The sequence below is a fragment of the Fervidobacterium pennivorans genome (assembly GCF_001644665.1).
GTDB lineage: Bacteria > Thermotogota > Thermotogae > Thermotogales > Fervidobacteriaceae > Fervidobacterium > Fervidobacterium ngatamarikiense.
The window spans coordinates 527,569-553,717 of the sequence record NZ_CP011393.1; the positions used below are offsets into that span (position 1 = coordinate 527,569).

The 26,149-nt window shown below is 39.5% G+C and carries 26 protein-coding genes; 17 read left to right on the plus strand and 9 right to left on the minus strand.

Features of this window, described 5'->3' with window-relative positions; genetic code table 11:
• Window positions 1–31 precede the first annotated feature (31 nt).
• Together JM64_RS02510 and acpP are read right to left on the minus strand one after the other, a co-directional pair.
• Window positions 32–718 (minus strand): glycerophosphodiester phosphodiesterase family protein, encoded by a 687-nt coding sequence (locus JM64_RS02510; RefSeq protein ID WP_064011360.1) that lies wholly within the window; start codon window positions 716–718, stop codon window positions 32–34.
• Window positions 719–917: 199 nt separating this feature from the next.
• On the minus strand, window positions 918–1,148 hold the full coding sequence (gene acpP / locus JM64_RS02515; protein ID WP_014451447.1) for an acyl carrier protein: 231 nt from the start codon (window positions 1,146–1,148) through the stop codon (window positions 918–920).
• 207 nt (window positions 1,149–1,355) lie between these two features.
• On the opposite strand from acpP, the gene JM64_RS02520 reads away from it, so the two are divergent.
• The 7 genes from JM64_RS02520 (at window position 1,356) to fabG (ending at window position 7,141) form a co-directional block, all read left to right on the plus strand.
• Entirely contained in the window at window positions 1,356–2,204 is an 849-nt protein-coding gene (locus tag JM64_RS02520) for a DegV family protein (protein WP_064011361.1), read from the plus strand.
• A 28-nt stretch (window positions 2,205–2,232) separates the two neighbouring features.
• Complete coding sequence (fabF, locus tag JM64_RS02525; protein WP_064011362.1) at window positions 2,233–3,483, plus strand: beta-ketoacyl-ACP synthase II; 1,251 nt, start codon at window positions 2,233–2,235, stop codon at window positions 3,481–3,483.
• Entirely contained in the window at window positions 3,476–3,976 is a 501-nt protein-coding gene (gene fabZ / locus JM64_RS02530) for a 3-hydroxyacyl-ACP dehydratase FabZ (protein WP_082868253.1), read from the plus strand. The genes fabF and fabZ overlap by 8 nt, the downstream gene beginning before the upstream one ends.
• Entirely contained in the window at window positions 3,973–4,920 is a 948-nt protein-coding gene (fabK, locus tag JM64_RS02535) for an enoyl-[acyl-carrier-protein] reductase FabK (protein WP_064011364.1), read from the plus strand. The genes fabZ and fabK overlap by 4 nt, the downstream gene beginning before the upstream one ends.
• 62 nt (window positions 4,921–4,982) lie before the next feature.
• Window positions 4,983–5,897 (plus strand): ACP S-malonyltransferase, encoded by a 915-nt coding sequence (gene fabD / locus JM64_RS02540; RefSeq protein ID WP_064011365.1) that lies wholly within the window; start codon window positions 4,983–4,985, stop codon window positions 5,895–5,897.
• Window positions 5,887–6,438, plus strand: coding sequence for a biotin transporter BioY (locus tag JM64_RS02545; RefSeq protein WP_082868254.1), 552 nt, complete (start codon window positions 5,887–5,889; stop codon window positions 6,436–6,438). The genes fabD and JM64_RS02545 overlap by 11 nt, the downstream gene beginning before the upstream one ends.
• A complete protein-coding gene (fabG, locus tag JM64_RS02550; protein ID WP_064011366.1) occupies window positions 6,425–7,141 on the plus strand; it encodes a 3-oxoacyl-ACP reductase FabG in 717 nt (238 codons plus the stop codon). The genes JM64_RS02545 and fabG overlap by 14 nt, the downstream gene beginning before the upstream one ends.
• A 92-nt stretch (window positions 7,142–7,233) precedes the next feature.
• Here fabG and JM64_RS02555 read toward each other — a convergent pair whose 3' ends face one another.
• A complete protein-coding gene (locus JM64_RS02555) occupies window positions 7,234–8,175 on the minus strand; it encodes an alpha/beta fold hydrolase (protein ID WP_197473450.1) in 942 nt (313 codons plus the stop codon).
• A gap of 229 nt (window positions 8,176–8,404) precedes the next feature.
• Here JM64_RS02555 and ppdK point away from each other — a divergent pair, with 229 nt between their 5' ends.
• The 7 genes from ppdK (at window position 8,405) to JM64_RS02590 (ending at window position 15,769) form a co-directional block, all read left to right on the plus strand.
• Entirely contained in the window at window positions 8,405–11,050 is a 2,646-nt protein-coding gene (ppdK, locus tag JM64_RS02560) for a pyruvate, phosphate dikinase (protein ID WP_064011368.1), read from the plus strand.
• An 85-nt stretch (window positions 11,051–11,135) separates the two neighbouring features.
• Window positions 11,136–11,573, plus strand: coding sequence for a hypothetical protein (locus tag JM64_RS02565; RefSeq protein ID WP_064011369.1), 438 nt, complete (start codon window positions 11,136–11,138; stop codon window positions 11,571–11,573).
• 35 nt (window positions 11,574–11,608) lie between these two features.
• Window positions 11,609–12,967 (plus strand): bifunctional UDP-N-acetylglucosamine diphosphorylase/glucosamine-1-phosphate N-acetyltransferase GlmU, encoded by a 1,359-nt coding sequence (gene glmU / locus JM64_RS02570; protein WP_064011370.1) that lies wholly within the window; start codon window positions 11,609–11,611, stop codon window positions 12,965–12,967.
• Window positions 12,948–13,895, plus strand: coding sequence for a ribose-phosphate pyrophosphokinase (locus JM64_RS02575; protein ID WP_064011371.1), 948 nt, complete (start codon window positions 12,948–12,950; stop codon window positions 13,893–13,895). The genes glmU and JM64_RS02575 overlap by 20 nt, the downstream gene beginning before the upstream one ends.
• Window positions 13,896–13,967: 72 nt before the next feature.
• Window positions 13,968–14,627: a 50S ribosomal protein L25 gene (locus JM64_RS02580; RefSeq protein WP_064011372.1), complete on the plus strand. Its 660-nt coding sequence runs from the start codon at window positions 13,968–13,970 to the stop codon at window positions 14,625–14,627.
• Between the two features lie 104 nt (window positions 14,628–14,731).
• Window positions 14,732–15,265 (plus strand): aminoacyl-tRNA hydrolase, encoded by a 534-nt coding sequence (gene pth, locus JM64_RS02585; protein WP_064011373.1) that lies wholly within the window; start codon window positions 14,732–14,734, stop codon window positions 15,263–15,265.
• A gap of 57 nt (window positions 15,266–15,322) precedes the next feature.
• The gene (locus tag JM64_RS02590; RefSeq protein ID WP_064011374.1) at window positions 15,323–15,769 is read left to right on the plus strand and encodes a hypothetical protein; all 447 of its coding nucleotides are present in this window, start codon (window positions 15,323–15,325) and stop codon (window positions 15,767–15,769) included.
• Window positions 15,770–15,815: 46 nt separating this feature from the next.
• Here the strand turns inward: JM64_RS02590 and JM64_RS02595 are convergent, their stop codons facing one another.
• Both JM64_RS02595 and JM64_RS02600 read right to left on the minus strand, forming a co-directional pair.
• Window positions 15,816–16,547 carry a sulfite exporter TauE/SafE family protein gene (locus JM64_RS02595; RefSeq protein ID WP_064011375.1) on the minus strand — a complete coding sequence of 244 codons (732 nt, stop codon included), beginning with the start codon at window positions 16,545–16,547 and terminating at the stop codon, window positions 15,816–15,818.
• Window positions 16,548–17,546 carry a M42 family metallopeptidase gene (locus JM64_RS02600; protein WP_064011376.1) on the minus strand — a complete coding sequence of 333 codons (999 nt, stop codon included), beginning with the start codon at window positions 17,544–17,546 and terminating at the stop codon, window positions 16,548–16,550.
• Between the two features lie 125 nt (window positions 17,547–17,671).
• Between JM64_RS02600 and JM64_RS09950 the strand changes: the two genes are divergently transcribed.
• The 3 genes from JM64_RS09950 (at window position 17,672) to JM64_RS02615 (ending at window position 21,138) form a co-directional block, all read left to right on the plus strand.
• On the plus strand, window positions 17,672–18,622 hold the full coding sequence (locus tag JM64_RS09950) for a DDE-type integrase/transposase/recombinase (protein ID WP_064011377.1): 951 nt from the start codon (window positions 17,672–17,674) through the stop codon (window positions 18,620–18,622).
• A 412-nt stretch (window positions 18,623–19,034) separates the two neighbouring features.
• On the plus strand, window positions 19,035–20,297 hold the full coding sequence (locus JM64_RS02610; protein ID WP_064011378.1) for an MFS transporter: 1,263 nt from the start codon (window positions 19,035–19,037) through the stop codon (window positions 20,295–20,297).
• Window positions 20,298–20,451: 154 nt separating this feature from the next.
• On the plus strand, window positions 20,452–21,138 hold the full coding sequence (locus JM64_RS02615) for a ZIP family metal transporter (RefSeq protein ID WP_064012467.1): 687 nt from the start codon (window positions 20,452–20,454) through the stop codon (window positions 21,136–21,138).
• Here the strand turns inward: JM64_RS02615 and JM64_RS02620 are convergent.
• The 4 genes from JM64_RS02620 to JM64_RS02635 are packed head-to-tail and all read right to left on the minus strand — an operon-like array spanning window position 21,107 to window position 25,884.
• Window positions 21,107–22,522 carry a GGDEF domain-containing response regulator gene (locus JM64_RS02620; protein WP_064011379.1) on the minus strand — a complete coding sequence of 472 codons (1,416 nt, stop codon included), beginning with the start codon at window positions 22,520–22,522 and terminating at the stop codon, window positions 21,107–21,109. The genes JM64_RS02615 and JM64_RS02620 overlap by 32 nt on opposite strands.
• A gap of 59 nt (window positions 22,523–22,581) precedes the next feature.
• The gene (locus tag JM64_RS02625; RefSeq protein ID WP_064011380.1) at window positions 22,582–23,733 is read right to left on the minus strand and encodes an NAD(P)/FAD-dependent oxidoreductase; all 1,152 of its coding nucleotides are present in this window, start codon (window positions 23,731–23,733) and stop codon (window positions 22,582–22,584) included.
• Window positions 23,726–25,582 carry an FAD-dependent oxidoreductase gene (locus JM64_RS02630; protein ID WP_064011381.1) on the minus strand — a complete coding sequence of 619 codons (1,857 nt, stop codon included), beginning with the start codon at window positions 25,580–25,582 and terminating at the stop codon, window positions 23,726–23,728. Before JM64_RS02630 ends, JM64_RS02625 begins: the two co-directional genes overlap by 8 nt.
• Window positions 25,576–25,884, minus strand: a complete 309-nt coding sequence (locus JM64_RS02635) for a (2Fe-2S)-binding protein (protein ID WP_064011382.1) — start codon at window positions 25,882–25,884, stop codon at window positions 25,576–25,578. The genes JM64_RS02630 and JM64_RS02635 overlap by 7 nt, the downstream gene beginning before the upstream one ends.
• Window positions 25,885–26,149 lie beyond the last annotated feature (265 nt).

Genomic DNA, 26,149 nt, shown 5'->3' on the forward strand with positions numbered 1-26,149 from the left:
CTTAAGTGATTTTTCAAACGTTCGAATAAACTTACAGGAAAATTCTCACATCATCTGTTATAATGTAATCCACATATTCAGAAATCCTTGCGATGTCATTTTTATCATTGACCGTCCACAGTACTATTTTGATTTCTCTTCTCTTCAATTCCTTAATAATGTTTAGCAAGCGTTCAGGAAAGTAAAGCAAACCAACTACAGGTAAATGTGCACTGTAAGTATTTTTGTCAAATAGCGCAAATATTTCCTCGTCACTCATACTTGTGTGTTGTTCGTCAAAAAGGTAGCCAAATTTTAAACCATTGTACTTTTCTTTCAATTCATTGATTAAGTGATGGTTGAAAGAGCTGAATATGATTTCCCCTTCGTAAAATTTCCTACAAATCAACACCGACAATTCACCCGCTTCGTATTCCTTGATTTCAATATTTAAACATTTGTTTCTAGGTGCGAATTTGAGAAATTCCTCAAGTGTCGGAACTGTTTCACCATCACTTTTGTATTCTCTTAACTCGGCAAGTGTTAAATCCCTAACCCTAACATCTGTGCCACAGAAATTAGTCAAGGTCTCGTCGTGGATTAAAACGGGGACACCATCTTTTGTCAATCTAACATCTGTTTCTATCCCATCAGCTCCAAACGAGAATGGTGCAAATAGCGATTGTAGTGTGTTTTCCTTGTACAGCACAGGTATCCCTCTATGACCAAGTATTTTCAATCGTTATCACTCTCCATGGTAGGTTACTCTATATACAGGCAATTCAATTATACCAGACAAAAAGAAGTTTCTATGCAAAATATTTTATGACTTTCCATAAAAGAATTATAAAAAACAAAGACCCTGAGCTACGCCAGGGCCTCGTAAAGCCATTACTATTTCTTATTAAAGCTTGTTAGTTCTGCTTTTGAATTTTGGATTATGAACGAAGTCTTATTGCTTCCACAACATCCTTCACCGTTTTTATTTTCGACAAATCTTGATCGCTTATCTTCACACCAAACTCATCTTCAAAAGCCATAACTAAATCTACGACATCGAGAGAATCAGCACCCAGGTCTTCCATTAAGTTCTTATCTGGTGTAACTTCCGAGATATCCAACCCAAGTTGTTCTGCTACGATTTCGCACACTCTCTTTTCCAAATCCATAACCATTCCCCCTTTTGACTTGATAGTTTAACTGATACTAAGTAAAAAACACCTCCAAATTTGACACAAGTTAATATACCACAATAATTGTTTTTTGTCAATAATAATGTTAGAAGCACTCAAAAAGTTTTATATTGACTAATTTTGTTGTATGTAGTATAATTCTTCCTGAAGGAACTACCACATAAGCCAGAGAGGAGCGATACAATGATTACTTTTGTAACAGATTCTGGATGTGATTTACCAGCAGATATGAATTTGCCTTTTGAATTGAAAATCCTGCCGCTCAGAGTGTATGTACGTAACGAAGAATATGAGGACAAAGTTACACTGAAACCCGAAGAGCTTTACCGAATGGAACTACAAGGTGAGGTTGCCACAACCTCTCTACCCAAACCCAACGTTGTGGAGAGAGTTCTAAAAGAAGCATCTGAACGTAGTGAGAAAGTATATGTTATAACGATTTCTTCAAAGCTAAGTAACACTTATGACCTTGTTCAAAGTGTTGCCAATTCGCTCGGAACCAAAAATATTGTGGTTTTAGACTCAAAAACTGCTTCCATAAAGCAAGGATACATTATTTTGAAGGCAATGGAATTTTTGCGAAAAAATGGTAACCTAACCCAAAAGGATATTGACAAAGCAGTTGAGAACTCGCAGCTTGTTTTCTTCGTCCCAACGCTTGAATATCTATATAGAGGCGGTCGCATAGGAAAGGCAAAGGCTTTCTTTGGGAAACTACTTAACATAAAACCTATCCTTACAACAGACAACGAAGGTGAAGTTAATACCTTGGGAACAGTGAGGACGTTGGAATCTGGAGTCTCTTCTATGGTAAAGATAGCACAAGACTTTGTAAATCAAAAAGATATTGGAGGGCACTACTCTATTATCGGTGGTTTTACTATCGAGAGTATGAAAAGCTATTTGGACAAATTGATTGCAAGTTTTGATGAAAAAGCTGTACTTGGAATTTCCAATATCGGTGCAGCAATCGCTGCCCATGTAGGACCAGAAGCTTTTGGAGTGGTGATTGGTGAAAAAGTAGAGATTTAGTCCTTCAAAAGAGGGTTATCAAACGAAAATGGGGGTGGAGGTTTTGAAAAGAAGAGTTGTAGTTACCGGAATAGGTGTTGTTTCTCCAATTGGATGTTGTTTGGAAACATTTTCTCAAAATTTGAGAAAGATGAATATTGGTATTGACAAGATAACATCTTTTGATGCCTCGAACTTTCCAGTACAAATTGCTGCCGAAGTAAGGGATTTTAAACCTGAAGAATATATGGACAGAAAACTTGCCAAGCGTCTTGATAGGTTCAGTCAGTTCGCCGTTGCAGCTGCGAGACAAGCAGTGACCATGAGTGGGTTAGATTTCAATGGGATTGAGGAAAGAGTTGCAGTGCTGGTTTCATCGGGTATGGGAGGATTCTTGACACTTGCAGAACAAAACGAAGTGATGAAAGAGAAAGGTCCGGATAGAGTTAGTCCGTTCTTGATTCCGATGATTCTTATAAACATGGCAAGTGGTGTTATAGCAATGGAATTTGGATTAAAAGGTCCAAACTTTGCTCCTGTAAGCGCTTGTGCAACATCTGTTCATTCAATAGCATTAGGTGCCATGCTAATTCGGCACGGCTATGCGGATGTTGCAATTGTAGGTGGTTCAGAAGCTACTATCGCACCACTTCCCATCGCTGGATTTGCGTCTATGCGAGCACTTTCAACAAGAAACAACGAACCCAAAAAGGCATCTAGACCTTTTGATAAGGCAAGAGATGGATTTGTAATGGGTGAAGGAGCCGGAGTTTTAATATTGGAGAGCGAAGAGTTTGCTAGGGCACGTGGTGCAAAAATTATAGCCGAAATAAAGGGTTATGCGATGAATGATGATGCATACCATTTTAGTGCTCCGGACCCTGAAGCAAGGGGGTCAACAAAAGTAATGAAAATGGCAGTTGAGGATGCGGGACTTTCGATTAACGAAATTGACTTTGTGAGTTGCCATGCAACAAGTACTCCCGCAGGCGATGAAGTAGAGTTAAAAGCTATAGAAAATGTTTTTGGTGAAAGGGTCAAAGATATTTATGTCAACTCAACAAAGACATTAACGGGACATTTATTAGGTGCTGCAGGTGTTGTCGAGACAATAGCTTCCATCATTCAAATGAACGAAGGATTTGTTCACGGAATGCCGAATTTGGAAGAATTGGATGGACCTGATTATTTCAACATCCCACGAACTACTGTTGAAGGAGTAAAAATACGGAATTTCATTAAGAACTCTTTCGGTTTTGGTGGACACAATGCTTCGTTGGTGGTGGGAAGATATGAATGAAAAGAAAACGCTAAAAGGAAAAGAAGAAATTCTAAAAATCTTGCCACACAGAGACCCTATACTTTTGGTTGACGAGGTGATTGAACAAGGAGAGGACTACATCATCGCAAAGAAAAACGTTAGCGAAGATGAACCTGTATTCAAAGGACACTTTCCAGGCTATCCAATATATCCGGGAGTTTACATTATCGAAGGTCTTGCTCAAACTGCTGGAGTTTTGTTATTGGAGAATGTGGAAAGAAATTCAATTCCCATCTTCATTGGCATAGATGAAGCAAGGTTTAAGAAAGAAGTTAGACCTAACTGTGAGCTGATATACGAAGTTAGAGTGCTAGATAAGAAAGGACCTATAGTAATTGTTGACGGGAAAGCCAAAGTCGATGGTCAACTGGTCGCAAAAGCAAAATTGATGGTGGGGGTAAAAAAAGGCGAAGGCAATGATTCATCGTCAGCCGTTGAGGATAAACTACAAAGCGAGGCGGATGGAAGATGAACTTCAAGGAAAACAATCGAATTTGTCAGTTGTTGAATATCGAATACCCAATTATCATGGGAGGTATGTCGTGGGCTGGGACTCCAAAACTAGCGGCAGCGGTCTCAAATGCTGGGGGACTGGGAGTTATAGGTTCCGGTGCGATGAACAGAGCGCAGCTAAAAGAGGCTATTGAAACCATCCGTAATTTAACAGATAAACCTTTCGGAGTCAACATTATACTAGTATCACCTTATGCTGATGAGCTGGTCGATTTAGTTATAGAAGAAAAAGTACCTGTTGTGACATTTGGAGCTGGTAATCCTTCGAAGTATATGTCAAGATTGAAAGAAGCTAAGATAAAGGTCTTACCTGTTGTTGCTTCAGATAATATGGCAAGGATAATGGAACGTATAGGAGCAGATGCTGTTATCGCGGAAGGTATGGAATCCGGAGGCCATATCGGCGAGGTTACCACGTTAGTACTGGTTAATGCAGTATGTAGGGCTGTGAAAATACCGGTAATCGCCGCCGGGGGAATAGCCGATGGAAAATCCATGGCTGCAATGTTTGCTCTAGGGGCTGAGGGAATCCAGATGGGAACAAGGTTCATCGCATCCACTGAAGCAGACACACATGAGAATTTCAAAAAGCTTATTCTAAAATCATCTATACGAGATACTGTAATCACAGGAGCTAGACTTGGGCATCCTGCTAGGGTAATTGAGACAAGGTTCGCGAAAAAAGTGAAAGAGTTAGAAACAAAGAATCTTCAGGAAGCTGAAGAAGTCTTGGTTGGAAGCTTAAGAAAGGCGGTGGTTGATGGTAATATTGAAGAAGGTTCGTTCATGGCAGGTCAATGTGTAGGGTTGATAAACGAGATTAAGTCCGTGAAGGAAATAATTACAGACAGTGTTAATGAGTTCTATGCAACAATTCAAGGACTTTGTAAACTTTTAAAATAAGGAATAAGGAAGCAAATAAGCAAAAACTTCTGGAAATCGAGTCTAAGTGGGGGTGATTTTTCATGAAACTTGCTTACATTTTTCCGGGACAAGGTTCACAGTACAGCGGAATGGCAAGTGACTTTTCCAAGTATGAGTCGTGGGATAACTATGCAAAAGTTGCAAATGATGTTTTAGGTTTTGACTTGATAGAAATCATGGATGGTGACGAGGAGGTTTTAAAACTTACCGAAAATGCTCAGCCAGCTATATACTTGGCAAGTTACGTGGCATTTACTGAGCTGAGAAAGTATTTTAGAGAACCTGACTTTGTCGCCGGTCACAGCTTAGGTGAGTACACAGCACTTGCTGTGGCGGGGGTCTATGACTTTGAAACTGGTATATATCTAGTAAGAAAAAGAGGAGAGTATATATCACAAGCAATGAAGCCTGGAGAAGGTAGCATGGCAGCGGTCATAGGTGTGTCAATAGAGGAAATAGAAGAACTCGTTCGCAAATTCGAAGGTCTTTATGTAGCTAATTACAACTCCGAAGAACAAACGGTTGTAAGTGGAAAAAGTGAAAGTATAAAGAGTTTTGTAAAATATCTGACTGAAAATGGAAGGAGAGCACTCGAACTAAAAGTATCTGGCCCGTTCCATACACCATTTTTGGAGAGTGCAAGAGAAAAAATGGCTGCAGAAGTTGAGCATATAAAATTTAAACAGCCAAAATATCCAATTGTTATGAACAGTGTAGCCCGAGAAATAACGGACCCTGAGCAGATAAAACATTACGTTCTTGAGCAAATTAGTGGACCTGTATATTGGAAACAATCAATTGATAGGATGATTACTCTTGGTGTTAACGAGTTTGTAGAAGTTGGACCAAAAAATGTATTGACTTCCATGTTGAAGAAGGCCAAACTCAATGCCAAACATTTTTCAACATTGATCGAAACCAGAAATCTGACGGAGGGAGTTACCGGTGGAAGGTAAGAACAATAAGGGTGCTAAGATTAACAAATTAAGGAAAATAGCTAATACTGCTTTGTTTGCAGCATTAACAGCAGTTGGAGCACAGATTGCGATTCCTGTTGGGAATGTACCTATAACATTGCAGATGTTTTTTGTTTTCCTTTCTGGTTTTCTGTTGAGTCCTTTTGAAGCTATGACCTCTATGCTGCTTTATTTGACACTTGGAGCATTAGGTCTTCCTGTATTCGCAAACTTTTCTGGTGGTATCGCTCATTTGGTAGGACCTACATCGGGTTATTTGTGGGCTTTTCCGATAAGTGCTTTTTTAATTGCGCAACTAAGAAGGAAATTCAATACTGTTTTATCCGGAATTGTCGGTCTTGTCGTAGTTTACATCATCGGTTGGATTGTTTTAGGGCTGCATATAGGCAGTTATAGAAAAGCTTTTATAGTAGGAGTCATACCTTTTGTGTTAATTGACTTTGCCAAGTTGTTTTTGGCTAATCTCGTTGCTTTGAAAGTTGACAAGGTTATGAGGGGGAAAGAGTATGGGCAGACTTGATGGAAAGGTTGCAATCATCACAGGCGCGTCAGGAGGGATTGGGAAAGCGATAACAAAAGAATTTATCGAAGAAGGATGTATTGTCGTTGGATTCAATTACACACCTTCAGCTGAGAATATTGATGCCCAACTTTATCACGAATACATCCTTGATATTACCGATAGAAGTGCTGTTGAAAGTGCAGTTAAAGATGCGGCGCAAAAGTTTGGGAGGATAGATATACTTGTCAACAACGCGGGAATAACGAAAGACAATTTAGTGTATCGAATGACTTATGAAGAATGGGACAGTGTGATAAACACAAACCTAACAGGTGCGTTCAATATGGTTAAAGCGACGATAAGAGAAATTGTGAGGAATGAAGGTGTTATAGTTAATATCTCCTCCGTCGTAGGATTAGAAGGTAACATTGGGCAGGCGAACTACGCTGCATCAAAAGCAGGATTGATAGGCTTAACAAAGTCCTTGGCAAAGGAATTTGGAAGAAAAAACGTTCGGGTAAATGCCATAGCACCAGGCTTTATTGAAACACCTATGACGGAAAAGTTGCCCGAAGAAGTTAAAAAAACAGCGCTCGAAAAAATCTCTATGAGACGATTTGGAAAACCAGAGGAAGTAGCAAAGCTCGTAAAATTCTTGGTCCTGGATGGGACATACATAAATGGACAGGTGATAATTATCGACGGCGGGATGGAACTTTAATCACACTTGGAATTCCTCCTCTCTGGAATCTCTCATCTTTTTTGGTATCAAAAATACGTCGTGACCCCATACTGGTGGGGTCGCACTTTTTTCTATTCTCCTTTCAAAAACGCTTTTACTTTCTCTAATGCCAATTTATTTGCTAGGGGCATGTGACCTTCGTTTGGAATCAGTACAAATTGAGAATCCTTTATGTTCTGAGATAAGTATTTACCAATTGATGGAGGAGTTATGTTGTCCTTTTCGCCATAAATGATAAGTGTTTTTGCAACTATATTAGAAAGGTCAATGTTTACAGGTTTCTGGAAGGTTTTGTCTTTAGTGAATTTAATTAGCACTTCTGCCGGTAAAAAATAGTTTTGCGCAAAAATACATTCAAAATGCTTTGTGTTAAGAATGGTACCAGTTGAAAGAGATGTTAGGTAAAGGAATTTAACCAAAGGATATGTTTTTAGACCTATGTCCAAAAATATTTGGTAAAGTTTAGTCTGGTTCTCGTTTTCCAACTCAAAAGGAGGTTTAGAACCATTTAAAGTTTCGGAATTATTCATATACGCTGCATCGAACAAAATGAGTTTTTCCACTCTTGCTGGGAAAAGACTTGCTATTGCTAATGACAAATAGCCCCCCATAGAATGACCGACTAAAATGAAACGATTTATGCCAAGATGATTCAATGAGTTCATTATAAGCCTTACGATTGACTCGTCCGAGTAATCAAAATCTGGTGCCTTTTCAGACAAACCAAAGGGTGGTATATCGAATGCTATGCAGTAGTAAGAGTCAGAGAGTTCATCCATTATCTCCTTCCAGTCGTAAGATGACCCTCCGAATCCATGCAAAAATACCACAGCTTTCGAATAGCTTTGACCTAATTCTCTGTATGCAACCTGAACCGAATCGATGTTGATTTTTCTAACATCTGATGAAATCGTCTTGACAATACTCGAGGATGAAAGATAAGTTAACAAATAGAATGCGACAATTCCTATCAACAAGGTTTTGAGAATATTTATCATTATACTTCTTTCCACAAGCTCCACCATCCTGTAATTCTCTATCACACTATTCTAAGTAATTATACATCAATTTTCCGTTTAAATAAAAATTCGTGTGATGCTCACTGTTATAAAACAGAAGCTTTTTGAAGAAATTAACATAAAAGAAAAAAACAATTTATCACAGTGTGTATACGACAAATAGGAAAAGTATGGTACAATTATACAGGTACTTTTCTAAATTTTTCGATGTGGAGGTGTGAAAATGGGTAAAAAGTGGGTCTACTTCTTTGCCAACGGGCAGGCTGAAGGTAACGCCCAGATGAAAGACATACTGGGTGGTAAAGGTGCAAACCTTGCTGAAATGACGAACGCCGGAGTTCCAGTCCCTCCAGGCTTTACTATTTCTGCAGAAGTTTGTAAATATTACTACGACAACAACAGAACGTATCCAGAGGATTTGAAAGAGCAAGTTGATGCAGCAATGAAAAGGTTAGAGGAAGTAACAGGAAAGGGGTTTGGAGATCCCAAAAAGCCACTTCTTGTTTCTGTTAGATCAGGTGCTGCTATTTCAATGCCTGGCATGATGGACACAATCCTCAACCTTGGTCTTAATGACGAAACGGTTAATGGTCTTGTCGAAATGACAAACAACGAAAGATTCGCATACGACTCTTACAGAAGATTCCTTCAGATGTTCGGTGATACTGCTCTTGGGATTCCACATGCAGATTTCGAAAATGCACTTGCCGAAATGAAGGCACAAAAAGGTGTAAAGCTTGACACAGAGCTTGATGCAGAAGACCTCAAAAAACTTGTAGAAATCTACAAAGAAATTTACAAAAAACATGGAAAAGAGTTCCCACAGGATGTCTACAAACAATTGTGGGCAGCAATTGAAGCTGTTATTTGGTCATGGATGAGTGATAGGGCTATCAAATACAGAGAAATTCATGGCATCAAAGAAGGTCAGCTGCTTGGAACAGCTGTCAACATCGTCGCTATGGTCTTTGGTAACATGGGTGACGACAGTGGTACGGGTGTTTGTTTCACAAGAGACCCGAACACTGGAGAAAAAGTATACTACGGAGAATTCTTACCAAATGCACAAGGTGAAGACGTTGTTGCTGGTATAAGAACTCCATATCCTCTTGAAAAAATGAAAGAAATGATTCCGCAAGCTTACGAAGAACTTATCCAAATAATGGACAGACTTGAAAGATACTTCAAAGATATGCAGGACATCGAATTCACTGTTGAAAAAGGAAAACTATACATACTCCAGACAAGAAGCGCAAAGAGAACGAGCCAGGCTGCGATAAAGATAGCTGTTGACATGGTTCACGAAGGGCTCATCGATAAGAAGACCGCTGTTTTGAGAGTCCAGCCATCCGATATTGAAAGAGTGCTCCATCCGAAATTTGATGAGAAAGAAAGAAAGAATGCAAAAGTAATTGCAAAAGGTCTTCCAGCATCTCCAGGTGCTGCAACAGGTAAAGTTTACTTCGATGCACATAAAGCGGAAGAAGCAGCAAAAACAGGAGAAAAAGTTCTCCTTGTTAGACCGGAGACAAGTCCAGAAGACGTTGGTGGTATGAATGCAGCCGAGGGTATACTAACAGCACGCGGTGGTATGACATCTCACGCTGCAGTTGTTGCAAGAGGTCTTGGTAAACCAGCAGTAGTTGGTGCGGAAAGCATTTACGTTAATGAAGAAGAAGGCTATCTCAAAGTTGGCGACGTAATTGTTAAAGAAGGCGAATGGTTGTCGATAGATGGAACCACTGGTGAAGTGTTCCTTGGAAAGATAACGACAGTCAAACCACAAGGGCTCGAAGGACCAGTTGCCGAACTACTCTCATGGGCAGACGAATTCAGAAAACTTGGCGTTAGGGCAAATGCTGACGTTCCAAGAGACGCAAAAGTTGCAAGAGAATTTGGAGCAGAAGGTATCGGACTCTGCAGAACTGAGCATATGTTCTTTGAAAAAGACAGAATACCAAAGGTTAGAAGAATGATAGTCGCAAGAACAAAGGAAGAAAGAGAAGCAGCTCTTGCAGAACTTCTTCCACTCCAAAAAGAAGATTTCAAAGGTCTGTTCAGAGAAATGAAGGGTTACCCAGTTACAATAAGACTTATCGACCCACCACTACACGAATTCTTGCCACAAGAAGAAGAGCAGATGGCAGAAGTTGCTCAGCAAATAGGTATTACCGTTGAAGAGCTCAAGAAAGTTGTTGAACAACTCCACGAGCTTAACCCAATGCTCGGACACAGGGGCGTAAGGCTTGTCATCACATACCCAGAAATTGCTGTAATGCAAACAAAAGCAATAATTCTTGCAGCCATTGAGCTTAAGAAAGAAGAAGGTATCGAAGTTGTTCCGGAAATAATGATTCCTCTTGTAGGCCATGTCAACGAACTTAAATACATCAAACAAGTTGTTATGGAAACAGCAGACGCACTCATTAAAGAACACGGCGTTGACCTCAAGTACCTTGTTGGAACAATGATAGAGGTTCCAAGAGCAGCGGTTACAGCAGACCAGATTGCTCAGGAAGCTGACTTCTTTAGCTTTGGTACAAACGACCTCACACAGATGACATTCGGATTCAGCAGAGATGACGTTGGAAAGTTCTTGCCAGAATACCTTGAAAAAGGCATACTTGAACACGACCCATTCAAACACATTGATACACAAGGTGTTGGTCAGCTCGTCAAATTAGCTACGGAAAAAGGTAAGGAAGTAAAGCCAACGCTCAAATGTGGAGTCTGTGGTGAACACGGTGGAGATCCAAAATCCATCGAATTCTTTGCCACAACAAAACTTGACTACGTCAGCGCATCACCATACAGAATCCCAGTTGCTAGACTTGCAGCTGCTCAGGCAAGTATTAAATACAGAAGCTAATAATCTTCAACTCTTAGGGGCGCTTTGCGCCCCTTATATTTCTTAACATGTTACTTCTATCTTCTATCAGATGGAGTGATATCCTATGATGGCTTTGATACTTTCCATAGTAGCTTCTATAGCTTCGTTCTATTTAACAAGAAATCCCAGTTACTTTTCACTCATATTTGTAGGATTATACTTTTCGTTTAGAAAAAACGACCGCGCGGAGTCCTTAGCAGGGTTAAATCTTCTTCTGATTGGTGCGATAGCCATATTTGGCAAGTTTCGACCATATAGTTTAGATGGGCTGAATTTCGTTGTTTATGGAACGTTTTTTGCAATTTTCTATGACATACTCAAGACTTGGTATAGTCTCATTCCAATGATGTTGCTGACCGGAATGGGTATAGGTGCGATAGGAGCCCATAAATTTGGCGTTAAAGGATACCTGCTCGGACTTATTCTCATTCCGGTTATTTTTAGAGAGTACTCCTTACAGAAAAATTCGAAGAATAACAGTGAAGAAATCAAAAATGATTAGATGGATAATAAAAAACGATTTTGGAGGTTCAGAATATGAAGGTGCTCATTCTTGCAGCTGGATTGGGCAAAAGGATGAAGTCAAAATATCCAAAAGTAGTCCACAAGATACTTGGCAAGCCGATGATAAACTGGGTTGTGGACTTGGGAAGGAAATTTGGAGAAGTAGGTGTTGTGGTTGGCCACAAGGCGGAGGTTGTGAAGTCGTACCTCCCAGTAGATGTTAAAACATACCTTCAAGAGCCACAACTTGGAACAGGACATGCGGTAATGTGCGCTAAAGAGTTTATATCACCAAGCGACGATGTGCTGATACTCTACGGTGACGTACCTCTTCTAAAGGAGGAAACAATTCAAAGACTTTTAGAGACCCACACAAATGCCAGAGCAGATGTTACAGTTTTGACGTTCATTGCGGATGACCCTACCGGTTATGGAAGAATTGTTAGGGAAAATGGGAAGATTAGAATTGTCGAGCATAAGGATGCTAATGAAGAACAACTAAGGATAAAGGAAGTCAACAGTGGAATTTACGTATTTTCCGGAAAATTCTTGCTGGATAATATAGATAAACTCTCCAACAACAATGCGCAGGGCGAGTATTACTTGACAGATTTAATTGGAATGGCAAATAATGTTGAAACAGTGTTGTTAAATGACCCCGTACAAGTATTTGGTGTAAATGATAGAGTTCAGCTTTCTCAACTTGAGGCTGTTGCAAGGGATAGAATTTTAAAAGAGTTGATGCTCTCAGGAGTTACGATAGTGGATCCAGCTTCAACTTTTATAGGACCGGATGTGAAAATCGGTATTGACACGGTAATTCACCCATTTACAATTTTAGAAGGAGAAATCACAATTGGTGAAGACTGCGAGATAGGACCATATACCCGAATAAAGAATTCAATACTCGGTAACAATGTCAAAGTGGTACGTTCAGAAGTTGAAGGAGCAGTTATAGAAGATAACGTATCTGTGGGACCGTTCTCACGGTTGAGAGAAGGAACAATTTTGAGGGAGAATGTAAAAATTGGAAACTTCGTGGAAACGAAGAAATCTACGATAGGAAAGAACTCAAAGGCACAGCACCTTACTTACCTGGGTGATGCAACAGTTGGTGAGGATGTTAACATTGGAGCTGGAACTATTACCTGCAACTACGATGGTTACAAAAAGTATCAAACATTTATTGGCGATAACGCATTTATAGGTAGTAATTCTTCGCTCGTTGCTCCTGTTAAAATAGGTAAAGGAGCAATTGTAGGTGCAGGCTCAGTTATCACGGAAGACGTGCCTGATGATGCTTTGGCACTTGGGAGAGCGAGACAAGTTATTAAAGAAGACTGGGCAAAGCTGAAAAGGGAGGCCATGAAGAATGCAAATCACAAGGAATGAAATGAAGATTTTCACGGGTAATGCGAACAAGGTCTTGGCAGAAAAGGTTGCTAGCTACATTGGCATGAGACTTGGAGACATTACAGTCGGAAGGTTTGCGGATGGTGAAATCAACGTTCGTATAGAGGAAACAGTCCGTGGTCACGATGTCTTTGTTATTCAGCCTACTTGCCCACCGGTTAACGAAAATCTAATGGAATTATTGGTTATGATAGATGCATTTAAACGGGCTTCTGCCAATAGCATTGCAGTTGTAATTCCTTACTACGGTTATGCAAGGCAGGATAGAAAGGCAAAAGGTAGAGACCCAATTACAGCGAAGCTTGTTGCAAATTTGCTCACAGTCGCAGGAGCAACTCGTGTGATGACTGTTGACTTACATGCCGAACAGGTCCAAGGATTCTTTGATATTCCTGTTGACAATCTTTGGAGCTTTCCTGTGTTTCTTGAGACATTAAGCAAAGATGGAATACTGAACGACGATGCCGTTATCGTTTCACCAGATGTAGGTGGTGTCAAACGAGCAAGACAAATAGCAGAAAGGGTGGGCCTCCCTCTTGCAATACTTGACAAAAGGCGTCCAAAAGACAATGTAGCTGAAATTCTTAACATAATCGGCGATGTTAAGGATAAGACAGCGATTATCGTAGATGATATAGTTGACACTGCACGTTCCTTGGTTGAAGGTGCAAATGCTGTAAAGAACGCAGGTGCAAAGAGAGTTATTGCTTGTATAACACATCCGGTTCTCTCATCTGGTGCAGTCGAAAGAATTGAGAACTCGAGTATTGAAAAGATTTATATTAGTGATACAATATATCATCAGAGTCTACCTAACAAGTTCCATGTTGTTTCTGTGGCACCTTTGCTTGGGGAAGCGATAATTAGGGTTAGAAAGAATCTCTCTGTCAGTATACTCTTCAAATAAATCTAACCCGGTTGAGGGAAAAAATAAAAAGATAATATAAACCTTAAAAATAAAAAAGAAGGAGGAGTTGACATGGAGCACGTAGTTAACGCGCAGCTGAGGTCTATAGTTGGTAAAAAGCGCGCAGTTAGAAGATTGAGAGCACAAGGTGTTATACCCGCTATTGCGTACGGACCTGGAGTCGATAAACCAGTTAGCTTGGCTTTGGAAAAGAACAGCTTCTTAAAGTTGTTCAAAGAAGTCACGGAGTCGACACCACTAACACTTGTTGTGAAAGATGAAAACGGAAAAGAAGTTCTCAAACATATGGCGTTCATAAAAATGGTCCAATACGACAAAGTTACAGACGAAGTTAGGCATATTGACTTTTACATCCCAGAAGCTCACCACAAGATGAAGATTAACGTTCCACTACACATCGTCGGTAAGGCGATAGGTGTTGAAAAAGGTGGAATTTTAGAAGTTCTCCACCACGAAGTTGTAGTCGAAGCACTGCCTGATAGAATACCTGAGACGATAGAAATAGATGTGACAAACTTAGACCTTGGGGATTCATTGAGGGTTAAAGACGTAAAGCTTCCTGAGGGCGTTAAAATTGATATGGAACCAGAAGATGTTTTGATAACAATAGTTGTGCCAAGGGGACTTGAAGTAGAAGAAACTACAACAGCCGAGACGTCTGAACCTGAAGTTCTTAAGAAAGGTAAGAAAGAAGAAGAGGAAGAAAAATAATTCACTTTCAAAGTCCATTGTGAAAAGTCCCCCGCAGGGGGACTTTTCGTTAGTTTGGTGTTATACTCGGATATCCGGATTACAAAGTAAGGGAGGTACTAACGTTGATAATAATAGGGTTGGGAAACCCGGGTGAAAATTATGCAAATACTCGCCACAACGTTGGATTCATGGTTTTAGATAGATTAAGTAAGTCGTGGAAGTCTGGACCTAATTATCTTTATTCAGATATCAACATTTCTGGGCAGAAGGTAAGGTTGGTCAAACCTTTGACTTATATGAATTTGAGTGGAGAGGTATTTAAATACTTACCACATGATGATATAATAGTAGTGTATGACGACCTCGATTTACCATTGGGAAGAATTAGAATCCGCAAAGATGGTAGTGCAGGCGGGCATAACGGGATTAAATCAATAATATCGTACATCGGTCAAAATTTTCCAAGAATAAGGATAGGCATTGGACCGAAACCAAAAGAAGTTGATGCTGCGGATTACGTTCTTTCAGATTTCTCGTCGGAAGAGTTTGAAAAGCTACGTAAGGTTATTGACTTAACACTGCAAGCAATAGAAACGATTGTTTCTGAAGGCATTGATAAAGCAATGAACAAATACAATTCAGTCCAAGTCGACTAGCGTGCAAGCGTCGAAAGATTATAAACAAATACTTGAAAAATTTGAGAAGGTGATAAATTGGAAAACGAAAAGTGTATCAGATGTGGCAACAAGGCGGAAATACATCAAAATGTTTACGTTGATGGTACGATAAAGAAGATATCGTATTGTAAGACTTGTGTTAAAGAGTTACTAAAGTACGAAGTTGAGCGATATACACGTGCTGGCTTGCAAACCATATTGTCACACAAAAATCTTATGGAAGAATCTCCGGCGAAGAACAGGAAATTTGTTTTTTCCCTGGAGTTTTTGTATTCAGAACAACCTAGCACCATTCAGTTAACGATGTTCCCAAAAGATTCAAACATTTACGGCAAGGTGGTCACCGACATTCAAAAGCGACGGTTAACGTTACTTAATCATAAATTAAAAAAGGCTCTGAGAAGAGAAGATTACAAGGAAGCTAAAAAACTCAAAAAGATAATAGATGAAATCGACAAAAGATTAAAACAACAGCCCTGGTGAGAATCAAACGTTTCATAGCTAAAACCAGGGCTGTTGTTTTAATACGTTAAGAAAAAATATAGTTCATGGCTGAAAATATCATCATTCCAGCTACAACATACCTTATAACCTTCTTATTTACCCGTGTGTTCAAATAAGAGCCGATGTATCCTCCAACAAACGAACCGGCACCAAGAATTAACCCTGGCACAAATTCGACCTTGTTCCTAAAAGAAAACAAAGTCAGTGAGAAAACCGTAAAAATGAGTGTCAGGAATATCTTCATTGCATTTGCCTTTCTCACATCGTAACCTTCCAAAAGTGTTAAGGCATAGATTAAGAAAAATCCAACCCCTGCTTGGATATATCCGCCGTAGATTCCTATAAGGAAGAAAACCGCAAAACTGATGGTTCTGTTTGATTTCTTTCTCCTTCCCTCTTCCCACACCTTAGGTGTAAACAATACAAAGTAAGACATAATGATAAATATAATTCCAACACTCAGCTTAACTAACTTCTCAGGAAGGCTCAGGACTATTGATGTACCCAATATAGCACCCATTATCGTTGGAATAGTTATAAAAATAGCATTTTTCAGTTCCAATTCTCTTTTAGCCAGAAAGCGCCATGTTGCTGAGATGTTTTGTAAAAGTATACCTATCCTATTGGTTCCATTAGCTACGGTTGGACTTAGACCATACAAACCGAGTATTGGAAGCGTTAGAAAAGAACCACCACCCGCAAGAACATTGACTACTCCTGAAAAAATCCCTCCCAAAAACAACAACAATTCAACCACTCAGAACACCTCCAAGAATTTCGTGAGCAATTTGATAAGGTTTTCTAAATCATTCAAGTTAATCATTTCAACTTGTGAGTGTAAGTATCTCACGGGAACACTCAGAGCAACCATAGGCACACCTTTCTCAACGAAAACGCTCGCATCGTTGCCGCCACCAGTTACACCAATTTGTATTGGTATTCCTTCCTTATGCGCCAATGAGACAATGAATTTGGTAATCTCATAGCTGGATATGGAGCTATTATCGAAAGCCCTTACCACCGGTCCTTTCCCAAGTTCTATGTGGGCATTTTGCTTGCTACAGCATGCAAAAGAATCTATCGCAATCGCTAAATCAGGAATATATTGATTCGCAAGAGCCTTTGCACCACGAAGCCCAACTTCCTCTTGTACTGTCCAGGCAAAGATAACTTTTGAACGTGGATTCAGATTACGTGAGACTTCAATAAGTGTAAAACAACCAAACCTGTCATCTAAGCTCCTCATTGCCAGATAATCATTGTTCAATAATGCATAAGTTTTCCTAAAGACTACATAATCCATAACATCAATTCCCAACTCTAAGATTTCATCCCTATTTTTAGCACCGACATCTACAACCTTTTCAAAAGAAACTCCGTCTGCTTTAAGATGAGGAGGAACTGCACCAATTACGCCGTCAATTACTCCAGTTTTTGTAAACACTTGAACGAAAGAACCAGGTAAAGTTTCTTCAATAATTCCTCCAACGTTCCTTACTTCCAATTTTCCATCTGCCCTAAGTGAGGAAACATAAAAACCTATCTCGTCCATATGTGCCATTAAGAGTATCTCTTTTTCATTGGACAGACCTTTCTTCTCAAAGATTAAATTCCCAATCTTGTCAGTCCTCAGCTCAGATTTCTCTACACCTAACATAACAGAGATTTTCTCTCTTACACGTTCTTCCCTACCGGATATACCAGGGACTTCACATAACTCGATTAGTTCACTATGGTCAAATAATCTACGTTTCACGCGAATACCCCCCTATCACGCTTCGATAATGTTAACTAAAAGTATTGAAACTTTCCAAAAACCGCATTATCCTTATAAAGAGGGGACACCCCCCAACCAACTCTCGACAAAGGAGGTATCCCGATATGAACAACTCAACGCTCTCTTGTCCAAAATGCGGTTCCACCAGCTTATACAAAAACGGTCATGACAAATACGGTAACCAACAATTCCTTTGCAAACTCTGCCATCATTCTTTCAAACTTTCCCATTCTCACAAACGCAAAAACTTCTCTTTCCCTTATCCCAAATGCACTTCTTGTGGTAAAGCTATGCAAATTTACAAAGTCCGTCGCTCTTTCGTTGTCTTCCGTTGTAGAGCTTGTCGTACCAAAGATAGAGTACCTTTTAACCTCCCCGAACCAGTCACCCTTATTCCTGAGAAATTTAAATATTTCCGTTTTCCTCTATTTTTCATCTTAAAAGCTTTCGTTTTGTATATGAAACACAATATGTCTTATCGCTCTCTTGCTCATTCTCTTAATATCAAAGTATCTCATGTCACCATATATAAATGGGTTATTAAATTGTGTACTTTATTCTCTGTACTTTTTCCAACATTTACCATCGAAAATGTTTTCTCAGTTCATGCTGATGAAACTGTTCTTGTGTTCAAAGAACAAAAGTACTATGTTTGGCTATTAGTTGATCACGAAACTAACTTAATTCTTTGTTGGCATGTCTCAAAGTATCGTGATATGGGACAAGTCAAAGTATTGCTCGAGAAGTTCTTTGGTAATTCAAAACCTAGAAACATTGAACTTATTACTGATGGACTTGGTGCATATGAAAGTGCAGTAAAGCTGTTGTTCAGAAATATCAATCACGTAGTGGTACCGCTCGGTAAAAACAATCAATGTGAATCCAAGTTTTCATTGTTGAAAGACTTTTTCCGACTCAAGCGAGGGCTGAAGAATACGAAGAATTTAGCGAAATATATTCAAGGATTTTGTGTAGTGAAGAATCTTTGGAAAACGCACAATGGTAATATCAATCTCATTCTTTCACACTTACACTCTTTCATCACTACAAGTTAACACTATCCACGCTTCGATAATGTTAACTAAAAGTATTGAAACTTTCCAAAAACCGCATTATCCTTTAAAGAGGGGACACCACCCAACCATCTCTTGACAAAGGAGGTTCCCCAAAATGAATAACTCAATGCTTTCCTGCCCGAGTGGTATTACTTTGTAAAAACATGTGTGAATCTAAGTTTTCACTACTGAAAGACTTTTTCCGACGCATTTTTCATAATTGCGCTATTTCATCACTACAAGTTAACACTATCACGCTTCGAGTGTGTGTATTTAAAATTATACCACAAATTCATTCGCTTTCCGAATTGTTTTTTCACACAAAATTATTTAACCTATTGACAAAAATATTTGAAAGATATAAAATATTTTTGCCTGATGACAAAAAGTGTAAAAGAAGGGGGGTGAGTTTATGGTAGAGGAGCTGTACAAGTATGAGAAACGGAATTTAGCGTTGATAATTAGTGGACGATTCGAATCTATTTTGGGAGCTGCGGCTTTACTTGTTGCTATGCCGTTGTATATTTTAGATAAAACCGGTTCGGGAACAATGATGGGAATATTCACTGTTCTTGGAATATTACCACGATTGTTTGCAACACCTATTGGAGGAGTAATCGGAGATAGGCTAAACAGAAAGACTATTATGGTCATTCTTGATGAACTGAGGGGATTCTTGTTATTTACTTTATGGCTTATTGCTACTAATAACAAGATGAGTGTTGGGGTACTTCTTGTGTTTAGAGCGATCCTCTCGTTCTGTGACGGACTTTTTGATGGACCCACTGGTGCTATGTTTGGAGATGTTGTGAGGAAAGAAAATCTCAAAAGAGCAACATCGTTAAATGCCATGGCAAATAGTGTTGCAAACATAGTTGGACCAATAGTAGGCTCTATGTTATATGGTTACTATGGATTGACTAATGTCCTTCTTATGACAGCAATATTGTACATATTATCAGGAGTTAGTGAAATGTTCATTATTTATAATCATCGTCCACGAGAAGGAAGAGTCAATTTTGTTGGTGAGCTCTCTGAGGGAATCAAATTTGTTGTTAAAAACCGAGGTTTAAAGTTTTTATTTACTTTCGCTATAGTTATAAACTTTCTTATGTCACCTGTTTTTAGTGTTGTATTCCCGTATATTCTTCGAACAATACTAAAATTTTCCGCAACACAATTTGGTACGTTACAAGTACTTGGAACAATAGGGGCGTTATTGGGAAACATAGCGATTATGTTCTTTCTTCATAAATTTAGCTCCAAATTTCTAATATCTAGGGGGCTATTACTTGAACAAACATTTGCGGTACTTTTTTCTATATTTATTATGCCCTATTTTGGACTTGGCAAGGGAACATTGTATATACTGTTCGCTACTGGTACAGTTGTTGTTAGCTTCTTCAATGTATTGGTCAACATCCCTATTAACGCTAATCTTCAAATGTTAGTTCCATCTGAGCTGCGCTCAAGAGTTTTTTCCGTTTTGTCACTTTTGGCGATGGGAAGTGTTCCAATTTCATCTGCATTGTATGGGTATCTTCTTGACAAAATTGATGCTTTTTGGTTCTTCTTAGCAGTGAATATCATTTCTACAATTGTAATCATTGTTTTCCTAATCAAGGCACCGGATGAAGCTTATGACCCTAATCTTGCAGTGGAGCAAAACATTTGAATCGAGGTAAATATATTGTTTAATTTTGTACTTTGTGTTAGAATACTTAAAGGTTAAGCAATTAATAATACCAGAAGTTGGGGGTATCAGTATTATTGAAGCTCAAGAATTCTTAAAGGGGACAATTCTCAGTACACTAGCTGGGCTTTCAACTATGCTTGGTGCAATACCACTGTTGTTATTTCATAAACACCTTGGGGAAAAGGTTATAGATTCCTTAATGGGTATGGCTGCAGGCATAATGCTTGCAGCGAGTGCTTTTAGTTTAGCGGGGCCTTCGCTTGAAATCGGTGGAATTTTGCGCTTCGCCGTGGGTTTCTTGCTTGGTGCTGTTCTCGTAGACTTAATGGATAAATATTCACCACATGAACATTTTTTGAAGGGTCATGAAGGAGCAGATATTAAGAAACTATCAAAGATATGGCTCTTTGTGATAGCTATAACAATTCATAACTTCCCGGAAGGTATGGCGGTTGGGATAAGTGGGTACACACCACAAGCCTTAAGTGTTGCTATAGCTATTGGGACACAGAATATTCCAGAAGGTGCTGCTACAATGGTTGCGTTAATGAACGCGGGATATTCAACTCCGTTTTCGTTATTGGTTACTTTGCTTACAGGAGCTGTTGAAGTTCTCGGTGGAATATTTGGTGCTGGATTGATATTAATTAGCAAGAAACTTTTGCCATATATGTTGGCATTTGCAGCAGGTGCTATGGTGTTTGTTGTGAGCGATGAGGTGATACCTGAGACACATTTACGTGGAAATGAGCGGCTATCTACTTACTTTCTTATATTCGGTTTTCTAATCATGTCTGCTCTTGATGTTCTACTTGGCTGACCAGAACGTTGTTTTTTGGAAGGAACATATAACTTGCTTTGTCTTTTCCAGTTTTTTTCGAAATATACAATAAGTCGTCCGCCGCTTTCAATACCTCTGTCGGGGATTCATATCCTTCCGAACTCACAACACCACAAGAAACAGTGCATTTACCGTGCGGGAATTGAGTGTTTCTAACCCTATCTAATATCTTCTCAATTAGCTCAACGACTTCGTCGGTGTTTGACACTTTTGTTATGATAAGACAGAATTCTTCTCCACCATACCTCCCTGCTATACCTTTTCCTGTTGTTTCCTCTTTGAGAACCGTAGCGACACCCTTTAACACTTCGTCTCCTACTATATGTCCGTATGTATCGTTCACCTTCTTAAAGTTGTCGACATCGAACATTGCAACGTAATATATCGTTTTGTTTATTTTGGCCAGGTTATGCGTTTCTTCAAGGAATCTCAGTAACTCCTTCTTATTGAATAGTCCTGTCAAACCGTCAACGGTGGATGCCACCTTGAGTTCCCTGAAAATATTCATTGTATTAAAAAGAAGTGATATGCTTTCGTTAGCTTCATTTAGAACTTTGTTTAGACTCCACTTATCTGATGGATTTGCGTATGCGATTAATCCTATCTCACTCTCTTGATATTTGATAACAACGGTTTCCAAACCGTCTACGTTGAATTCTGAACCGAAATTACCAAAGTAAGACCAATTGGAAGGCTCTAAGGGTTTTTCGAGCGAACTCAGAAGTTTTTCTTTACTCATCATCTTGCTTAACGGCAAGCCAAAATTGTAAATTCGTCCCTCAACTGGTGATAAAAGAAGGAAAGTCAGCCCAGTAAAACGAGAGAAGAATTCTAAAAGATTCTTGAGCTGCTGGATGACGTACAGTTCATCTCTAGCGAATTGAATGAGAGAAAGTATCTCTCTATTCAGTATTTCTTTTCGCATCTTTTGTTCAAGAACATCATAGATACTCGTTGCGTAAAACATCTCTTTTGATTTGGAGGAAGAGTAATCACCAGAAAGAAATCTTTGAAGTTCCTTTTCAAGTACTTCTTTCGAAAGCAGTTTCGAGATAAATTTGTCCGCACCGCTATGCTCAGCCCAGAATTCATTTATCACATCGTCAGAACCAGTTAAAACAGCGATACCCGCGTTTTTAAACGCGGGTATCGACCTCAGATAAAGGCACATTTGAAGACCTGATATTCCGGGCATATTGTAGTCGGTAATGATTATATCAGGTAATTCTTTTAAGGCAATTTCTATACCTTTTGTTCCATCTTCAGCTACGATTATTTGTTTTACTCCTAATTTCTCTAAGATGCTTTGAAGAACCATCCTCCAAAATTTACTGTCGTCAACTATAAGGACTTTCTTGTCCATTTCACTACCAGCGCCCCTCGAAACCAGAATGCTTTTCTTATTTTCTAATACTACTTAAATTATACCACGTTTTTCTCTCTTTCCAAAACCTGCCCTTCGAATCTTTTTATGTCAAGGTAGGAAATATCAGTGTGTAGTGTCTTCCCAAATACTATCAATTCTGCAAGCGCTTCACCAACGGCGGGTGCTACCATGAAACCATGGCCTGAATAGCCTACCGCGTAATAATATCCTTTTACCTTTTCGCTTGCACCAATTATCGGCTGAGCATCAGGTGACATGTTGTACATCCCGCTCCAGTGTCGTATTATCCTGACATTTTTTAGGAATGGAAAAATCTTAACCATTTTACTTGCTAGTTCTTTTTCAAATTTGTACGTGACATTGAAGTTGAGGCCTGGTTTTTCATCTTTATCACCTTGGCCCATTATGAATTGCCCATGGAGGGTTTGACGCATGTAAAAATTACCGGAAAAGCTTATCGCCATCATTGGGAAGAAGTTTTCTAGTGGCTCTGTCACCAAAATTTGATGTCTGTAACTCTCAGTCATAAGGTCAACGCCGACAAGTTTTGAAACCTCATTTGACCAAGGTCCAGAAGCATTGACAACTATATCACAGGCAAAGTACCCAGCTGTCGTATCGATACCTATAACTTTCCCGTTTGCAACATCAATATTCTTTACTTCTGTGTAGGTATATATATGTCCACCCATTCTTCTAATTGCTTGTGCATAACCAATAACGGCTTTGTGCGGGTTGGCATGACCATCCGTTTGACAAAACGTAGCCATAACCAAACCTTCGGTGTTTATGTACGGGTATCTTTCAGAGACCTGTTTAGGAGTGAGAATTTCTACGTTAAGTCCTTCTTCACGTTGCATTTTAACGTTCTTTTCAAATTGTTCAGCTTCCTCTTCGATGTATGAGAGCACCAAATATCCACCCTGTTTATATTCTATATCCATACCGACGTCTTCTTTGAATCTTTCGAATAATTTAACACTTCTCATTGCTAAACGCACATTTGGTCTGGTTGACCATTGTTGTCTAATTCCGCCCGCACATCTACCCGTTGACCCTGATGAAAGATACGATTTTTCGAATATTGCAACGGAAGTTTTTCCAAGTTTGCACAAGAAATACCCCAACGCAGTTCCCGTTATACCTCCACCTATTATGCATATATCATACTTTTTAACCTCACTCATCTTTGACACCCCCTGGTATGTTCTCAGAAACCTCACTGTTCTCAGTCAATACGGACTTAACCACAGCTTCAAATGGAGTTGGCATTGTTGGAGGGCGGTACGCACCAAGTTCTATTTCAGAAACAGGTCTACCTGTCTTCTCTGAGAGAATTTGTAAAGTTAAAGTCCTACAGGTCTTTCCACCACACGGTCCCATACCTATTCTTAATACTCTCCTGAGCTCTTCGTAATCTGTAATGCCCATGTCGATAACTCTTTCGATATCTTCTTTTGTTATTTCCTCGCATCTACAGATAAATTCCTCTGACTTAGCAAGTATTCGGAAGCTTCTAACTACATCTTCGAATCCTTTTGGTACCTTGAGAAAGACTATGTGTGTTTTTCCCTTGTTGTTTAGAGCCACGTGGTCTACTTCTCCATCTGTAACATCCTTACCTTCTCTGTCCAGAAGTTTCACCTTTGTTCCATTGCTGGGTATTGGGAGTAGCTCATATGGGATACCAACGAGAGAGTACTCATCCTTCTCCTGAATCATAAATATCGCAAGACCCGGGCATTTCATAACACAGACACCACAGCCGATGCACTTGGTATAATCTATTTGAGGGATGCCATTAATATTACCACCGACATTTATGGCTCCTGTTGGACAAGACGTTTCACATGGATTGCAAGGTATAGCTTGCGGACACTCTATAACTGCCCTTAATTTTCCCATGGGTCCTTTGTCAACTTGTTGTTCTTCCCTGTATCCACCTTCAGGAAACACAATTCCCATCTTTTTTAGTCCGTCTCTAACCTTTTTGGAGAAAGGTCCTCTTCTAAATTCTTCGAGTTCTTTCTTCATTTTTTCAATCTTTTCTTTAAAAGATTTTCCTGTTAATTCCTGCGCAATATTGTAACCGGCAATGTAGCCTTCAATCATAGCAGTTGTTGCTTCTTCTATTCCAGCCAGGTCTCCAGCAACAAATACGTTGTGTACGGTTGTTCTCATATTCTCGTCACGCAAAGGCACATACCCTCCTAGTTCGGGTATGTAAACAAGCTTTGCGCCAGTTTGAGCAACAAGCTCAACATTTGGTTGCAAACCAACAGCCAAGCATATGGCATCAACAACAAATTCCTTTTCCGTTCCCGGTATAGGTTTAAATCTTTCATCGATTTCGGCTACAACTGCACCTCGGACTTTGTCTTTCCCTATCGCCTCAAGAATCGTATGCCTAAGCAATATTGGTATCCCAAGTCTTTTGACCTTATTCGCGTGAACAGCGTATCCGCCAACACGTGATGAAGCTTCAACAATAGCCTTCACTTCTGCACCTGCTTGGACTAACTGATATGCAACGATAAGTCCTATATTACCTGCACCGACTATAAGAAACGATTGACCTGGGAGAACTTTGTATTGGTTCATAAGTGTTTGAACAGCGCCCGCTCCATAAACACCTGGTAGTGTATTATTCTTGAATGCTAGAAATTTTTCCGTTGCGCCCGTCGCGATTAGCAGATAATCTGCTAAATACTCATTCACAATGTTGTTTACTCTATCATAAACGGTTATTACGTCTTCATATATACCTGTTACTGTTGCTTGCTGTATTATTTCAACTCCAAGACTTTTAACCTTTTTGACAAGTAAGTTTCCAATTTCAAACCCCCTTACTGAGGCATAAAATCCTTCGTGACCAAAGAATTTGTGTGTTTGCTTTGGAAGTTGACCACCAGGTTCGATTCCTTCGTCTATAATTACCACATCTTTACCATCACCAACAGATTCTGCAATAGCTATTGCTCCGGTTAATCCAGCTGGTCCTGAACCGACAACAAGTGCTTTGACGTGTCTTACCATTTCGGTTTCCCCCTTCCAACCTGCATTTTGACCTGCATACCTTCTCTTACGGGAGTTATACAAGCACGAACGTTAGGAATCCCGTCAACTTCCACGAGGCAGGCTGAACACTTACCTATAGCACAGAAGAATCCTCGAGGATGCTTGTGCTCTGTGAACCCGAACACATCAAAGCCGTTTGCAATGAGAGCACTTGCAATCGTATCTTCAGAGGTTGCGTAAACAACTCGCCCTTCAAAGTAGAACGTTAAGTAAGTTTTCTCACTTGGAACACTAAGAATAGGATGTTCCTTTATCCGCATGTTGCAGCCACTCCCCTTCCCCAGAGTGTTGAGTTTTTTCCACGAAAAGTTTTATTCTAGGACATTTTTCAACAAAATTATAAGCCTCAGGACCCCACTGTAGAAAATCCCGAAATAGCTTGCTATAAGAATCTTATAACGTTTTATCGTTTAGACCATTTAATACCGAGAGTTTACTTAATTTTTTTCAAAATACTAACACGATTGAGAAAAGTGAAATCTATGCTATAATTTAACCGTACGTGACGGTTATAAGACATGCTAA

Excerpts from the sequence above, each read along its gene's own strand:
- JM64_RS02635 (WP_064011382.1), bottom strand. The coding sequence starts at position 25,884 with ATGCGGATAAAGGAACATCCTATTCTTAGTGTTCCAAGTGAGAAAACT.
- glmU (WP_064011370.1), top strand. The coding sequence starts at position 11,609 with ATGAAGGTGCTCATTCTTGCAGCTGGATTGGGCAAAAGGATGAAGTCA.
- JM64_RS02615 (WP_064012467.1), top strand. The coding sequence starts at position 20,452 with ATGCTTGGTGCAATACCACTGTTGTTATTTCATAAACACCTTGGGGAA.
- JM64_RS09950 (WP_064011377.1), top strand. The coding sequence starts at position 17,672 with ATGAACAACTCAACGCTCTCTTGTCCAAAATGCGGTTCCACCAGCTTA.
- JM64_RS02630 (WP_064011381.1), bottom strand. The coding sequence starts at position 25,582 with ATGGTAAGACACGTCAAAGCACTTGTTGTCGGTTCAGGACCAGCTGGA.
- JM64_RS02580 (WP_064011372.1), top strand. The coding sequence starts at position 13,968 with ATGGAGCACGTAGTTAACGCGCAGCTGAGGTCTATAGTTGGTAAAAAG.
- JM64_RS02625 (WP_064011380.1), bottom strand. The coding sequence starts at position 23,733 with ATGAGTGAGGTTAAAAAGTATGATATATGCATAATAGGTGGAGGTATA.
- fabG (WP_064011366.1), top strand. The coding sequence starts at position 6,425 with ATGGGCAGACTTGATGGAAAGGTTGCAATCATCACAGGCGCGTCAGGA.
- JM64_RS02575 (WP_064011371.1), top strand. The coding sequence starts at position 12,948 with ATGCAAATCACAAGGAATGAAATGAAGATTTTCACGGGTAATGCGAAC.
- ppdK (WP_064011368.1), top strand. The coding sequence starts at position 8,405 with ATGGGTAAAAAGTGGGTCTACTTCTTTGCCAACGGGCAGGCTGAAGGT.
- fabD (WP_064011365.1), top strand. The coding sequence starts at position 4,983 with ATGAAACTTGCTTACATTTTTCCGGGACAAGGTTCACAGTACAGCGGA.
- JM64_RS02620 (WP_064011379.1), bottom strand. The coding sequence starts at position 22,522 with ATGGACAAGAAAGTCCTTATAGTTGACGACAGTAAATTTTGGAGGATG.
- fabF (WP_064011362.1), top strand. The coding sequence starts at position 2,233 with ATGGGGGTGGAGGTTTTGAAAAGAAGAGTTGTAGTTACCGGAATAGGT.
- fabK (WP_064011364.1), top strand. The coding sequence starts at position 3,973 with ATGAACTTCAAGGAAAACAATCGAATTTGTCAGTTGTTGAATATCGAA.
- fabZ (WP_082868253.1), top strand. The coding sequence starts at position 3,476 with ATGAATGAAAAGAAAACGCTAAAAGGAAAAGAAGAAATTCTAAAAATC.
- JM64_RS02565 (WP_064011369.1), top strand. The coding sequence starts at position 11,136 with ATGATGGCTTTGATACTTTCCATAGTAGCTTCTATAGCTTCGTTCTAT.
- JM64_RS02520 (WP_064011361.1), top strand. The coding sequence starts at position 1,356 with ATGATTACTTTTGTAACAGATTCTGGATGTGATTTACCAGCAGATATG.
- JM64_RS02610 (WP_064011378.1), top strand. The coding sequence starts at position 19,035 with ATGGTAGAGGAGCTGTACAAGTATGAGAAACGGAATTTAGCGTTGATA.
- acpP (WP_014451447.1), bottom strand. The coding sequence starts at position 1,148 with ATGGATTTGGAAAAGAGAGTGTGCGAAATCGTAGCAGAACAACTTGGG.